Raw genomic sequence first — 14,052 nt, 5'->3', positions numbered from 1 at the left:
TTACAGTATCTCGCTCCATGCGATATAGTTGGCGCCCTGGCTCAACCCCTGTTGCGGATTTCTTAACGACCATGCGGCTGCTGCACACATCGGACTGGCACCTCGGCCAGACCCTGCACAATTTCGACCGGACCTACGAACACCAGTGCTTTCTCGACTGGCTGCTCGACACGATCGTCGCCCAGGAAGCGGACGCCCTGCTGATCGCGGGCGACGTGTTCGACAACTCGAACCCGTCCGCCGCGTCGCAGCGCCAGCTGTACCGATTCCTGCAGCAGGCCCGGGCACGCGCGCCGCAACTGGACATCGTCATCATCGCCGGCAACCATGATTCGCCGGGACGCCTGGAAGCGCCGGGGCCGCTGCTGGAAGCGCACGGCACACGCGTCGTGGGCCATGTCGTGCGCGATGCCGAAGGCGGCATCGACCTGGAACGCTTCATCGTCCCGCTGACCGGCAAGGATGGGAACGTAAAAGCCTGGTGCGTCGCGATCCCGTTCCTGCGGCCGGGCGACGTGCCGCGTGTCGCGTCGCAGGTAGCAGGCGACGATGCGTTCGACGCCTACCTGGCCGGCATCCGCCTGCTCTACCAGCAAGCGTACGACCTGGCGCGCGCCCGGGCCACCGGGGGCCAGGCGATCCTCGCGATGGGCCACTGCCACATGGTCGGCGGCGATGCGTCGCCCGACTCGGAACGCCGCATCGTCATCGGCGGCACCGAGGCCCTGCCCGCGTCGATGTTCGGCCCGGACGTCGCCTACGCCGCGCTGGGCCACCTGCACCTGGCCCAGCGGGTCGGCCAGCAGGAGCACCTGCGCTACAGCGGCAGCCCCCTGCCCCTGTCGTTCGCCGAGGTCGGCTACCGGCACCAGGTGCTGCGCATCGACCTGGACGGCCCGCGCGCGGCCGCCATCGAACCGCTGCACGTGCCGCGCGCCGTCGAACTGCTGCGCGTGCCGGCCAGCCCGGCGCCCGTCAAGCAGGCGATCGCGGAACTGGTCGCCCTCGACCTGCCCGACCTGCCGCGCGACGTCTGGCCCTACCTGGAAGTGCGCGTGCTGCTCGACGCGCCCGAGCCGGGCCTGCGGGCGCAGGTCGAGGCGGCGCTGGAAGGCAAGCCCGTGCGCCTCGCGAAGATCGAACCGACGCGCCGCGTCGTGACGACGGCCGGCGTGGAGCCCGCACTGAGCCTGGACCAGCTCGCCCAGCTGCAGCCGGACGACATCTTCCGCCGCCTGTGGCAGCAGCGTTTCGGCGAGGACGCGCCGGACGACCAGTTGGCCGCGTTCACGGAACTGCTGCTGCCGGCCGACGGTAGCGCGAAGAACCGGGAGGCCGCATGAAGATCCTGCGCATCGGCGGCAAGAACCTGGCCTCGCTGGCCGGCGAATTCGAGGTCGATTTCGAGAGCGAACCGCTCGTCTCCTCCGGCCTGTTCGCGATCAGTGGCCCCACCGGCGCCGGCAAGAGCACCCTGCTGGACGCCCTGTGCCTGGCCCTGTACGACGCCACGCCGCGCCTCATCAAGGGACCGCGCGTGGGCAACTACCTGCCCGACGTCGGCGACGAGACGCTGTCCGTGGCCGACCGCCGCACGCTGATGCGGCGCGGCACGGCGGACGCGTTCGCCGAAGTGGACTTCGTCGGCAACGACGAGCAGCGCTACCGCGCGCGCTGGAGCGTGCGGCGCTCGCGCAACCGCGCGGCCGGCGCGCTGCAGCCGTCGACGATGAGCATGCAGCAACTGCCCGGCCTGCAACCGCTGGGCGGCACGAAGACGGAGGTGCTGGCCGAGATCGAACGCCGCATCGGCCTGTCGTTCGAACAGTTCACGCGTTCCGTGCTGCTGGCGCAGAACGAGTTCTCCGCCTTTCTCCGCACCGACGAGAACGAGCGCGGCGAACTGCTGGAAACGCTGACGGGCAGCGCCGTCTACAGCGACATCTCGCGCCGCGCCTACGAGCGCTGGCGCGTGGAGCAGGAAGCCATGCGCCGCCTGACGTCGCGCCTGCAGGACCACGCTCCGCTCGGTCCGGACGCGCGCGCGCAACTCGACGCCGACCATGCCGCCGCCCAGGCCGCGCTGACGGCGGCCGAGACGCGCCGCGCCGCGCTGGAACGGCAACTGCGCTGGCACCAGGAACTGGACCGCCTGCGCGCGGCCGAAACCCAGGCGGACGGCACGCTGGCGCGGGCCCGGTCGGAGGCCGATGCCGCCTCCGACCGGCGCCGCCGGCTGGCCACGCTGGACGCCGTGCAGCCGGCGCGCGCCCTCGTCGCCGACCTGAACCGACTGGCCGGCGAACAGCGCCAGGTACAGGCGCAGCTGGCCGGCAGCGAACACGAACTGGCACGTGCCCTCGATGCCCAGCAACAGGCCGCGCGCGGCCTGATGGAGGCCGAACGCAAACTGGAAGCGGCCGAGGACGCGCAGCGCGCCGCCGCCCCGCAACTGGACCGTGCGAAAGCCCTCGACGCCACGCTGGACACGCTCGCGCCCGCCCACGCGAAGGCGCGCGCAGCGCAGGGCGACGTGCGCGCGGAATCGACGCAGGCCCAGGCCGCCCTGCGGGCCAAGGCCGAGGAAGTGGAAACGAGCCGTCGCGCCCTGCACGACGCGACGGGCTGGCTCGCCGCGCACGGCACGCGCGAACTGCTCGCCACGCAATGGACGCGCTGGGACCAGCGCCTGGCCCAGGCCGAGCAGGCCGCGCGCCAGGACGCTTCCAGCGCCCAGGCCCTGAACGCGGCTCGCGCCGGTGCCGAACAGGCCGCCGCGATGGCGCAGCGCACGGCACACGCGCTGTCGGCGTCCGTCGAACTGCTGGCCGTGCGCGAGGCCGCGCGCAGGCAGGCGGCCGCGGCGCTCGACGGCATCGACGCCGATGCCCTGCGCGCGGAACGGCGCACGCTCGACAAGCGGCGCGAACACCTCGCCTCGCTCGACCACACGTGGCAGGCGCTGCGCACCCAGCGCGGCCGGATGGCCGACCTCGATGCGCAGACGGCCCAGGCCACCCAAGTGCAAGGCAAAGCCCAGGAAGGGCTCGATGGCGCGCGCGCGGCGGGCATCGCGCTGGACGCGGCCGTCACCCAGGCCGAACGCATGCTGAAGACGGCCCAGCTGGCCTGCGCCGACGGCGTCGAGAAGTTGCGCGCCACGCTCGTGGACGGCGATGCCTGCCCGGTATGCGGCGGCACGGAGCATCCGTACCGGCACCAGGACGACCGGCTGCACGCCGTGCTGGACGAGCTGTCCGCCGAACTGGCCGCGCGCCGCGCCGAACAGCGCGCCAACGTCGACCAGCAGGCCGGCCAGCGCGCCGCCTACGATACGGCCGGCGAACGGCTGGCGGCGCTGGCGCGCGAACGCGACAGCCTCGCCGCCGCGCTTGTCCAGCTGGACGCGGAATGGGCCGACAATCCGCTCGCGGCGGATGCGCCGGACGGCGATGCCGGCACCGACGCCCGCGGCCGCTGGCTGGCGGCGGAACAGGCCGCGCTACGCAAGGCCTACGAAGAACTCGAGACGCGCGACGGCGACCTGCGCCGCGCCGAGCTCGCGCGCGATGCCGCCCAGCAGGCCTGGGACCAGGCCAACCGCGAACACGCGCGCCTGCTCGACGCGGCGCAGACGGCGCAAGGCACGCTCGCGCGCCTGGATGCCGACATCGCCGCGCTGGCCGCCCGGCGCGAGGCGGCCGCGGCCACGCTCGCCGAATTGCTCGCGGAACTGGACCCCGTGCTGGCGGAAGCGTGCGGCGACGGCTGGCAAATGCAGTGGCAACGCGACCCGGCCGGCTGGCGCCAGGCCCGCGCCAACGAGGCGCGCGAATGGAACGACCAGGCGGCACGCCAGGCGCGGCTGCAGGGCGCCATCGGCACCCTTGACGCCGAACACGCCGCGCTGGCCGCGCGCGTGGAGCAATCCGGCCGGCGACTCGTGGAAACGGAGGCCGAGTTCGCGCGCATCGATGCAGACCTGGCCGCGCGCCGCGCCGAGCGTGCGGAACTGTTCGACGGCCGCGCCGCACGCGACGTCGAGCAGGTCCTGACCGGCGCCGTGAACACCGCACGCGAAGCCGTCAACGCCTGCCAGGCGGCGAGCCTGCAGGCCGCGCAGGCGGAAGCGCGGGTGCGGGAAGCGCAGTCGCTGGCGGCGCGCCGCATTACCGACCTGCAGGGCGAACTGGCCGATGCCGGCGAGCGCCTCGCGCAATGGATTCAGGATTTCGACGGCAGCGATCCGGCACTGGAAAGCGTGGCCAATGAACAGCAGTTGGCCAACCTGCTCCAGGTCGGCGCGGCCTGGATCGCCCAGGAACGGACCGCCCTGCAGGAACTGGACACGGCCGTGCGCCAGGCGACGGCCGTGCTGGCCGAACGCCGCGCGCAGCGCGAGCAGCACGAGCGGTTCCGCGAGGACGTGGCGCCGGCGCAGGCGGATATCGAGCAGCCGGACACGCCCGCCGAGGATGGCGCACCCGCCGCGGTGCAGGCACCGGCAACCGCGCCGGCGCAGGACGCCGACGCGGTCGCCGCCGCGCTGCGCCGTGCCCAGTCCGAACGGGAGGCCGCGCACGAAGCGGCGGCCAGCCTCGCCATGCGCATCCGCGAAGACGAGCAGCGGCGCGAGCGCGCCCGCTCGATGATGGCCGAGATCGAGCGCCAGCGCGCCATCGAGGACCGGTGGGCCAGGCTGGCCGAACTCATCGGCTCGGCAGACGGCAAGAAATTCCGCAACTATGCCCAGCAATTCACGCTCGACGTGCTGCTCGGCTATGCCAACACGCACCTGGCCCAGCTGGCGCGGCGCTACCGGCTGGAGCGTGTCGTCAGCACGGCCGGCCCGTCGCTGGCGCTGATGGTGCGCGACCAGGACATGGGCGGCGAAGTGCGCTCCGTGAACTCGCTGTCCGGCGGCGAATCGTTCCTCGTCTCGCTGGCGCTCGCGCTGGGCCTCGCCTCGCTGTCGTCGAACCGTGTCAAAGTGGAATCGCTGTTCATCGACGAAGGATTCGGCAGCCTCGACAGCGATACGCTGGGCGTCGCGATGGATGCGCTGGACGCGCTGCAGTCGCTGGGGCGCAAGGTCGGCGTCATCTCGCACGTGCAGGAGATGACGGAGCGGATCGCCACCAAGGTGCTCGTCCGGCCGGCCGGCGGAGGCAGCAGTGCCGTGACCGTGCAGTGCTAAAATGCGCCCCTTCCATTGATCTGTCATTCGCATTCATCATGACCAAACCCGCCCGTTTCCTGACCTTCAAGTGCGCCAAATGCGCCAAGCCGGTCAAGGTCACCCTGCAAAAAGTGTCCGCCTGCTCGCACATCCAGCCCTACCAGGGCATTTGCGAATGCGGCGAAATCAAGCGCCACGCGACCGGCAACCCGGATGCCGTGAAATCCTTCGTCGAGTCGAACGAACTCAACTGGCACCACCACCACTGATCGGACGCGGCGATGACGACTCCCGACGGCGCGGCGCGCATCCACTGGATCGAACACGGCGAGGAACGCTCGGCGCGCTGGCGCTCGGAAAGCGGCTGGCCGGCGCCGAAGAAGGTCGTGCTCGCGGACGACACGATGTCCGCCGACGCGGCCTGGCGCCACGCGCTGAACGGCACGGCCCTGCTGTGGCGCGGCGACTTCCAGAACGCGCGCCAACTGCTGCAGGCGCTCGTGCGCCGCGTCGACCATAAAGGCCCACGGGCCAAGCGCGCCAGGACGGGCAAGGCCCCGGCGACGCTCACCGAACAATTCCACCGCCACCGCCTCGCGCAACTGCAGCGCGCCCGCACGCTGGCCATGCTCCTGATCCCGTTCGACGCGGAGCACGGCATCCCGCTGCGGCGCGCGCCCGACGTACGCGAAGCGTGCATGGAAGCCTACGGCGCCGCGACGGAACCGTACATTGCCTCGCTGCGCGAACTGCTGGGCGTGATCGGCGCGCACGAATGGCGCCGCAAGGGCGTGTTCATTCCCGCCCTCGACGAGCGCATCCACCCGTGGTACGGCGTGTTCTCGCCCGTGCGCGGCGAATATGTCGAGCTCGTCGCGCAGGCCCCGTTGCCGGCTGGCGCGACACTCGCGTTCGACATCGGCGCGGGTACGGGCGTGCTGTCGGCCGTGCTGGCGCACCGCGGCCTGCAAGGCGTGCTCGCCACCGACGTGGACGAGCGCGCGCTGGGCTGCGCCCGGGCCAACGTCGAGCGGCTGGGCCTTGCCGGGCAGGTCGAAATCGTGCGCGCGGACCTGTATCCCGAAGGCCGCGCCGACCTCGTCGTCTGCAATCCGCCGTGGCTGCCGGGCAAACCGAGTTCCGCCATCGAATACGCCGTCTATGATCCCGACAGCCGCATGTTGAAAGGTTTCCTCGCGGGATTGAAGGATCACCTGCGCGATGGCGGCGAAGGCTGGCTCATCCTGTCCGACCTGGCCGAGCACCTGAGCCTGCGATCGCGCGATCAATTGCTCGGCTGGATCAACAGCGCCGGACTGGACGTTGCGGGCCGCCACGACATCCGCCCCACGCATCCGAAAGCCAGCGATCCCGACGATCCCCTGGCGGCGGCACGCATGGCCGAGGTGACGTCGCTGTGGCGCCTGCAGGTAGCCGGGTAACCCGATTTGCGCTTCCGCGCCGATCGGGTTACAATAGCGTTCTCAGACGCGGGGTGGAGCAGTCTGGCAGCTCGTCGGGCTCATAACCCGAAGGTCACAGGTTCAAATCCTGTCCCCGCAACCAAATACCGTAACAACAAGCCCGACTCTTGTAGCCGGGCTTTTGTTTTCTGGGCCAGCGCAGCGCATGAGAGACAAGAAAGACAACGCGACCTTCGACCTGCCCGGCTTCGAGCCGGCGCCGCCTGACGATGCCGCCGCAGCTTTTTCTCCGTCTCCGTCCTCGGATCCCGCGCCCGCCAAGCGTCCAAGGGCGCGCCGCACGGCACAGAAACAGGAACAGCTGATGCTGATGAACCTGGCAGAAACGGATGCGACCGGCCTGCCGGTCTGGAAACACGATCCCGATCTGGACCTCACCGGCTTGCCTGTCTGGAAGCCGGCACCCTGAAGCACGCGACATGAACGCCGGTTCGTCGCGCCAACGAAACGCCGACACCATGTCCGACACCGCCTTCTCCTCGCTGCAGCTCGCAGCCCCCTTCCTCGCCAACCTCGACCAGCTCGGCTATAAAGACATGACGCCCGTGCAGGCGGCCACCTTGCCGCTCGCACTCGAAGGACGCGACCTCATCGCACAGGCCAAGACGGGCAGCGGCAAGACGGCCGCGTTCGGCATCGGCATGCTGCTGAAGCTGAACCCGACCCTGTTCGCGGTGCAGGGCCTCGTCATGTGCCCCACGCGCGAGCTGGCCGACCAGGTCGCGAACGAGTTGCGCCGCCTGGCGCGCGGCATCGGCAACGTCAAGGTCGTGGTGCTGACGGGCGGCACCTCGATGCGTCCGCAGATCGCGTCCCTGGAATTCGGCGCGCACATCGTCGTCGGCACGCCGGGCCGCATCCGCGACCACCTGCAGCGCCGCACGCTCGACCTCGCGCGCCTGCGCACCCTCGTGCTGGACGAGGCCGACCGCATGACGGACATGGGGTTCTACGACGAGATCGCCGCGATCGTGCGCGAATGCCCGGCCCATCGCCAGACCCTGCTGTTCTCCGCGACGTATCCGGACGACATCCGCGCCGCCACCGCGCGCTTCCTGCGCGATCCGCTCGAGGTCGCCGTCGACACCGCGCACGCGCCGGCCCGCATCGAACAGCGTTTCTACGAGATCGGTTTCGACGGCCGCGTGGACGCCGTCGCGCGTCTGCTGCGCCATTACAGCCCGAGCTCGGCGATCGCATTCTGCAACACGAAGGCGCGCTGCCGCGAAGTCGCGGACGCCCTGCGCGATCAGGGCTTTTCCGCGCTCGCGCTGTACGGCGAGATGGAACAGCGCGAACGCGACGAGACGCTGGTGCGCTTCGCCAACCGCAGTTGCGCGGTGCTCGTCGCCACCGACGTGGCGGCGCGCGGCATCGATATCGCCGGGCTGGAAGCCGTCATCAACGTCGACGTGTCCAAGGATCCGGAAGTGCACGTGCACCGCGTCGGCCGCACGGGACGCGCGGGTGCGAACGGCCTCGCGCTGTCGCTGTGCGCGCCGAACGAAAAGCGCTGGGTCCGGCTGATCGAGGACGCGCAGGGTTTCACGGCCGAGTGGCATGCGCTCGACGAACTGGCCGACGACGACGGCGCGGTCGATCCGGCGCCCATGGTCACGCTGTGCGTATCCGGCGGCAAGAAAGAGAAGCTGCGGCCGGGCGACCTGCTGGGCGCCCTCACCGGCGACGCGGGCCTGACGAAGGAACAGGTCGGCAAGATCGCCATCTTCGAATTCGTCAGCTACGTCGCGCTCGACCGCCGGGTGGCGCAACAGGCGTTCGACCGGCTGAATGGCGGGAATCCGCTGGGCGAGGAATTCGGCACCATCAAGGGACGCAACTTCAAGATGCGTTTCATCGACGACTGAAGTCCAAGCCGCCGCACTTGTAACAGTTGTAACAGGCGCGCACGGTTGAGTTGTGCTCGGGCACCGGTGCTACAAATCTGGCATGATTTTGCCAAGCCCATGCCTTAGCAAAATGACCAGCCTAACTACCATCGGACCGGAGCAGCAGCACCTCGAAGGCCGCACCGTCCGGGACATCGTCGAGTACAGTCCCGAACAGGTCAACGAAGTGTGGTGCCGCAAGATCTTCCGCCAGATCCTGCAGTCGCTCGAACTGCAGTACGCGATGCACATGCCGCATCGCGCCATCACGCCCGACACGATCGTGTTCCACGAGAATGGCGAGCCGCTGCTGATCCCTTCCGACGTCGGCCCGCCGGAAGCGCAGGAGGCCGAGGACCTGAACGCGCTGGCACGCATCATCCACTACGCCATCACGCGAGAGCTCGCACCGACGGGCCCGCTGGCCGGCCGGGCGGAAGGCTACAGCGATTCGCTCGTGGGCGCCGTCGACCGCTGCATGGATCCCGACCCGGCACGCCGTCCGCAAAGCATCGAACAATTGCGCGACCTGCTCGGCATCGTCCCGCTCGGGCCGCCCGTCGGGGCCGCGGTGGCGTCGCACATGACACCGCCGGCGCCTTACGACACGCCCGCCCCCGATTTTGGCCCCGCTCTCGGCCCTGACCTCGCCCCGGCCGCCGCACCGCCTGCCGCCGTGCCGCCCGCGTTCATGCAGACGGACGAACGGCCGCGCCGACGCCTGAATCTGAGCCGCTGGCAACGCTGGGCCGTCGCGGCCGGCGGCGGGGCCGTGCTCATCGCGCTGGCGCTCGCCATGTTCGCGGAAATGCGCGATTCGGGCTCGTTCGACCACATCGTGCTGACCTTGCCGCAACAGGCCGACAAGCCGCACGCCGACATGGCAGCGACCGGCGCCACAGCCGCGGGCGCACTGGACAGCGGCGAGGGTTATGTCGCGCCGGATACGCCGGCATCGAGCCCGGCAGCCGTACCGCAACCGCCCGCCAACCCGTCCGCGCCCATCGCCGCTCCCCAGGCCCAGCCCGCGCCGGACACGCGCCTGCCCGGCGTCGTCGTCACGCCGAACGGCAATGTGTACAGGCTGCAGATCCAGCCATGGGGCGTCGTCTACGTGGACGACGTCGACCGCGGCGTCAGCCCACCCATCAAGCGACTCGTGCTGGCGCCCGGCCGCCACACGATCCGCGTGACGAACCCGAACTTCCACGACCGCGTGCTCGAGGTCGACACGGCGAGCGGCGACGGCCAGATCACCGTCGACTTCAATTCAGAGCCCCGATGACCCACGACCGGAGACCGATGAAGAACCAACGCTTCGCCCAAGCCGTCCTGCTGGCCGCGACTGCTGCCCTGCTCGGCGGTTGCGCCGACTTCCCGCTCTTCGACAAGAAATTGGCACGCAGCCCCAGCCATCCGAAGGCGACGGCGCCAGTGGAGCGGGACACCCCGGCGGTGCGTGAGGCCCCTGCGCGGCCGAAGGAAAAGCCGCGCGACCGCGACGACGCGCCGACGCCCAGCGCCGGCCTGCAGGAAGGCATCCGGCTGTACAACGATGGCGATTACAACGGCGCGATCAAGCGGCTGTCCGCGCGCGACGTGAACAATGGCCCGCTCGCCACGCGCCTTACGGCCCTGAAATACATGGCGTTCAGCTATTGCGTGACGTCGCGGCCGGGACCGTGCCGCCAGGCGTTCGACCGCGCGCTGCGCCTCGACCCGTCGTTCGACCTGGCACCGGGCGAACACGGCCATCCGCTGTGGGGCCCCGTCTTCACGAAGGCCAAGCAGGCGGCCGCGCCGCGCTGACAACGTGAGCGCCGTTCCGGCCCACTGCGACAGCCCGCTGGCCGACAGCACGCCGCCCAGCGGCCACACCGATCATCCTCACCTCGTCCTCGCCACGTCGATCCTCGCGAGCAGTCTCGCGTTCATCGACGGCTCCGTCGTCAACGTGGGCCTGTCCGCGATCGGCCGTGACCTGGGCGGCGCAGGCGCCGACCTGTCGTGGGTCGTGAGCGGCTATCTTTTACCCTTGAGCTCTCTTCTGCTGCTGGGCGGCGCGGCCGGCGACCGCTACGGCCGGCGCCGCATCCTGCTCGCCGGCATCGCGACGTTCGCGCTGGCTTCGCTGCTGTGCGCATGGGCGCCGCGGCTGTGGCTGCTCGTCGGCGGACGCGTGCTGCAGGGCATCGGTGCAGCCTTCCTGCTGCCGAACAGCCTCGCGATCCTCGGCGCCACGTTCGACGGCAAGGCGCGCGGCAAGGCCATCGGGATCTGGGCCGCGGCCGGGGCGGCGGCGGGTGCCGTCGGGCCATTGCTCGGCGGCTGGCTCATCGACACGGTCGGCTGGCGCGCGGTCTTTTATATCAACCTGCCCATCGCGGCGCTGGCGATGTGGCTCGGCTGGCGCTACGTGCGCGTGCCGCGCGGCGAGAAGCCTGTCGCGCTCGATCCGGCCGGCGCACTGCTGGCAAGCGTCGGCCTGGGCTGTTTGACGTGGGGCCTGGCGGCGGCATCGGCGGACAAAGGCGTGACGGCCGCGCCCGGCGGCGCGATGGCGGCCGGCGTGCTCGTGCTGCTCGGGTTCCTGTGGGCGGAGCGGCGCGCGGGCGACAAGGCGATGCTGCCATTGACACTGTTCGGGTCCAGCAGCTTTTCCGGCCTCAATTTGATGACGTTCCTGCTCTACGGCGCCCTCGGCGCGCTGATGCTGCTCGTGCCGTTCGTGCTGATCCAGGCGCTGCACTACTCCGCCAAGCAGGCGGGTGCGGCGCTGCTGCCGTTTCCCATCGTCCTCGCGATCGGCTCGCCGCTGATGGGCAAGGTGGCGGGCAACCACGGCTCCCGGCTGCCGCTGGCGATCGGGGCCCTGGTCGTGGCGGGCGGATTCCTGCTGGGCACGCGCATCGGCGACGGCAACTATGCGACGACCGTGCTGCCCGCCATCCTCGTCATCGCCGTCGGCATGGCGTGTGTCGCCGCGCCGCTGACGACGGCCGTGCTGTCGTCGGTGGACTCCCGCCACACGGGCGTCGCGTCCGGCTTCAACAGTGCCGTCGCGCGCGGCGGCGGGCTCATCGCGACGGCGTTGCTGGGCGTCGTCCTGACGGCGCAAGGCCGCTCGCTGCTGGCACCGTTCCACGCGGCGATGGCCGTGTGCGCCGCGTGCGCGCTGGCGGCGTCGATTTGCGCGTTCGTCTGGGTTAGGCGCGAACGTTGACGGACGCCGGGTAAGTGGGCATGCGGCGCCGCTGGCTCGCCTGCTCGTAGGCATAGGCCATCGCGATCAGCGCCGCTTCGCTCCACGCGCCACCGACGAACGACAGCCCGACAGGCAGCCCGTGCACGAAACCGGCCGGCACCGTCACGTGCGGATAGCCGGCGACGGCCGCGGGCGACGAAAAGCTCGGGCCGTCGTGGTCGCCGTTGATATAGTCCGTCAGCCAGCCCGTCCCGCCCGTCGGCGCGACGAGCGCATCCAGCTTTTCTTCGCGCAGGACCTGGTCGATGCCTTCTTCGCGGCTGTAGCGGCGATTATCGGCGAGCGCGTCGCGGTAGGCCTTGGCATCGAGGCCCGGCCGGGCCGCCGCCGCGATCAGGTGTTCCTGGCCGAAGTGGCGCAGTTCCCGGGCGGCGTGCTTGTCGTTGAACGCGATCACGTCGGCCATCGTCTTCACGGAGGCATGCGGCGCGTAGCCGGCGAGGTACGCTTCCAGGTCGGGACGGAATTCGGACAGCAGCACTTCCAGTTCCGTGTCGCCGTACTTGTCCACGTTGGGCACCTGCACGTCGACGAGCGTCGCCCCTTGCGCGCTCAAGATGGCCAGCTCGGCCTCGATCACGGCGTTCACGGCCGGGATATTGAAGAAATTGCGCGCGACACCGATGCGGCGGCCGCGCAGGCCGTCAGTTCGCAGGGCCGCCGCGAAATCGCCCGGCTTGCCCGGCATGGCGCCCGTGGCGGCGTCGTCCGGGTCGGCACCGGCAATGGCGGCGAGCAGCAGCGCGGCGTCGGCCACGGTGCGCGTCATCGGGCCGGCCGTGTCCTGCGAATGCGCGATCGGGATGATGCCCGCGCGGCTGACGAGGCCCAGCGTGGGCTTGATGCCGACGATGCCGCAGATCGACGACGGCGACACGATCGAGCCATCCGTCTCCGTACCGATGGCCAGTGTGGCGAGCGCGGCCGCCATGGCGGCGCCCGAACCGGAACTGGAGCCGCTCGTATTGCGGTCGAGCGCATACGGGTTGCGCGTCTGGCCGCCGCGTCCGCTCCAGCCGCTGACGGAGTGGGTGGAGCGCATGTTCGCCCATTCCGACAGGTTCGTCTTGCCGAGGATGACGGCGCCGGCCACGCGCAGACGCGCTGCGACGAACGCGTCGCGCGAGGCGCGCACGCCATCCAGCGCGAGCGAGCCGGCGCTCGTGCTCATCCGGTCGCCCGTCGCGATATTGTCCTTCAGCAGGACAGGAATGCCGTGCAGCGGGCCGCGCACCTTGCCGGCCTGGCGTTCGCGGTCGAGATCGGTCGCGATCTTGACGGCGTCGGGATTCAGTTCGATGACGGCATTCAGGCGCGGTCCGGCCTTGTCGACGGCGGCGATGCGCGCGAGATAGCGCTGCACCAGCGTCTTCGACGTCAGCTTGCCGGTTTCCATCAGCGCCTGCTGCTCGCGCACGCCGGCGTCCAGCACGGCATCGAGTTCCTTGCCCGCTGCCGGCGCGGTCACACCGGCGGCGGCGCTCGCCGCCAGCCCCAGTCGAACGAAATCCCTGCGATCCATGCATCCTCCTCGAGAATGCTCCAGCATATCAGCAATCTTGCCGATGTGACATGCATGCGTGTCGGACGTACGGACGAAAAAAAACGCTGCCCGATGGACAGCGTTTTTTCAGAGAGCGGTCGGCTTAGTTGCGGACGACTTTCTTGTACTCGGCGGTACGGGTGTCGATCTCGATGACGTCGTCCTGGTTGACGAACAGCGGCACCTGGATGGTGAACTGCTTGGACTCGATGGCGTTCTCGATCTTGGCTTCCTTCAGGACGTTGCCCGAGGTGTTGCCCTTGACGGCCGGTTCCGTGTAGATGATCTGGCGCGCGATGGTGATCGGCAGTTCGACCGAGATGGCTTTGCCGTCGTAGAACACGGCTTCGCATTCCATGCCGTCTTTCAGGTAGTTGATGGCGTCGCCCAGGTTTTCTTCTTCGATTTCGTACTGGTTGTACTCTTCATCCATGAAGACGTACAGCGGGTCGGCGAAGTACGAGTAGGTCACCGGCTTCTTGTCCAGGACGACGACGTCGAACTTGTCGTCGCCGCGGAACACGTTTTCCAGCGGTGCGTTGGTGAGAAGATTCTTCATCTTCCACTTGTACGTGAAGCCCGTGCGGCTCGAGCCATTGACGTCGGAGCGCAGCACGATGAAAGGCTTGGCATCAACCATGATGATGTTGCCGACACGGATTTCTTTTGCGGGTTTCATAGGAGGGTTTTAA

Annotated in this window: 11 protein-coding genes and 1 tRNA gene; 10 read left to right on the top strand and 2 right to left on the bottom strand. The window is 69.7% G+C overall.

The window, feature by feature from the left end; translation table 11 throughout:
- Positions 1-71 precede the first annotated feature (71 nt).
- From P0M04_RS19045 to P0M04_RS19000, 10 genes are all read left to right on the top strand, one after another.
- Complete coding sequence (locus tag P0M04_RS19045; RefSeq protein ID WP_259447533.1) at positions 72-1,343, top strand: exonuclease SbcCD subunit D C-terminal domain-containing protein; 1,272 nt, start codon at positions 72-74, stop codon at positions 1,341-1,343.
- Positions 1,340-5,197: an AAA family ATPase gene (locus P0M04_RS19040; RefSeq protein WP_259447534.1), complete on the top strand. Its 3,858-nt coding sequence runs from the start codon at positions 1,340-1,342 to the stop codon at positions 5,195-5,197. Before P0M04_RS19045 ends, P0M04_RS19040 begins: the two co-directional genes overlap by 4 nt.
- Before the next feature lie 38 nt (positions 5,198-5,235).
- Positions 5,236-5,448, top strand: coding sequence for a hypothetical protein (locus P0M04_RS19035; RefSeq protein WP_259447535.1), 213 nt, complete (start codon positions 5,236-5,238; stop codon positions 5,446-5,448).
- 12 nt (positions 5,449-5,460) lie between these two features.
- On the top strand, positions 5,461-6,621 hold the full coding sequence (locus tag P0M04_RS19030; protein ID WP_259447536.1) for a methyltransferase: 1,161 nt from the start codon (positions 5,461-5,463) through the stop codon (positions 6,619-6,621).
- Positions 6,622-6,668: 47 nt separating this feature from the next.
- A tRNA-Met gene (locus P0M04_RS19025) sits at positions 6,669-6,745 on the top strand.
- A gap of 63 nt (positions 6,746-6,808) precedes the next feature.
- Complete coding sequence (locus tag P0M04_RS19020; RefSeq protein ID WP_259447537.1) at positions 6,809-7,072, top strand: hypothetical protein; 264 nt, start codon at positions 6,809-6,811, stop codon at positions 7,070-7,072.
- A 49-nt stretch (positions 7,073-7,121) separates the two neighbouring features.
- Complete coding sequence (gene dbpA / locus P0M04_RS19015) at positions 7,122-8,531, top strand: ATP-dependent RNA helicase DbpA (protein ID WP_259447538.1); 1,410 nt, start codon at positions 7,122-7,124, stop codon at positions 8,529-8,531.
- 112 nt (positions 8,532-8,643) lie between these two features.
- Positions 8,644-9,837: a serine/threonine-protein kinase gene (locus P0M04_RS19010; protein WP_259447539.1), complete on the top strand. Its 1,194-nt coding sequence runs from the start codon at positions 8,644-8,646 to the stop codon at positions 9,835-9,837.
- 17 nt (positions 9,838-9,854) lie between these two features.
- Positions 9,855-10,361: a TssQ family T6SS-associated lipoprotein gene (locus P0M04_RS19005; protein WP_259447540.1), complete on the top strand. Its 507-nt coding sequence runs from the start codon at positions 9,855-9,857 to the stop codon at positions 10,359-10,361.
- Between the two features lie 4 nt (positions 10,362-10,365).
- Entirely contained in the window at positions 10,366-11,775 is a 1,410-nt protein-coding gene (locus P0M04_RS19000) for an MFS transporter (RefSeq protein ID WP_259447541.1), read from the top strand.
- Here P0M04_RS19000 and P0M04_RS18995 read toward each other — a convergent pair.
- Both P0M04_RS18995 and P0M04_RS18990 read right to left on the bottom strand, forming a co-directional pair.
- On the bottom strand, positions 11,759-13,339 hold the full coding sequence (locus tag P0M04_RS18995; RefSeq protein ID WP_259447542.1) for an amidase: 1,581 nt from the start codon (positions 13,337-13,339) through the stop codon (positions 11,759-11,761). The two genes, P0M04_RS19000 and P0M04_RS18995, sit on opposite strands and share 17 nt — an antisense overlap.
- A gap of 124 nt (positions 13,340-13,463) precedes the next feature.
- A complete protein-coding gene (locus P0M04_RS18990; RefSeq protein WP_259447543.1) occupies positions 13,464-14,039 on the bottom strand; it encodes an elongation factor P in 576 nt (191 codons plus the stop codon).
- Positions 14,040-14,052 lie beyond the last annotated feature (13 nt).

Origin of the sequence: Telluria mixta, assembly GCF_029223865.1 — a bacterium.
Classification (GTDB): domain Bacteria; phylum Pseudomonadota; class Gammaproteobacteria; order Burkholderiales; family Burkholderiaceae_D; genus Telluria; species Telluria mixta.
This window is presented reverse-complemented; position numbering and strand designations above follow the sequence as displayed.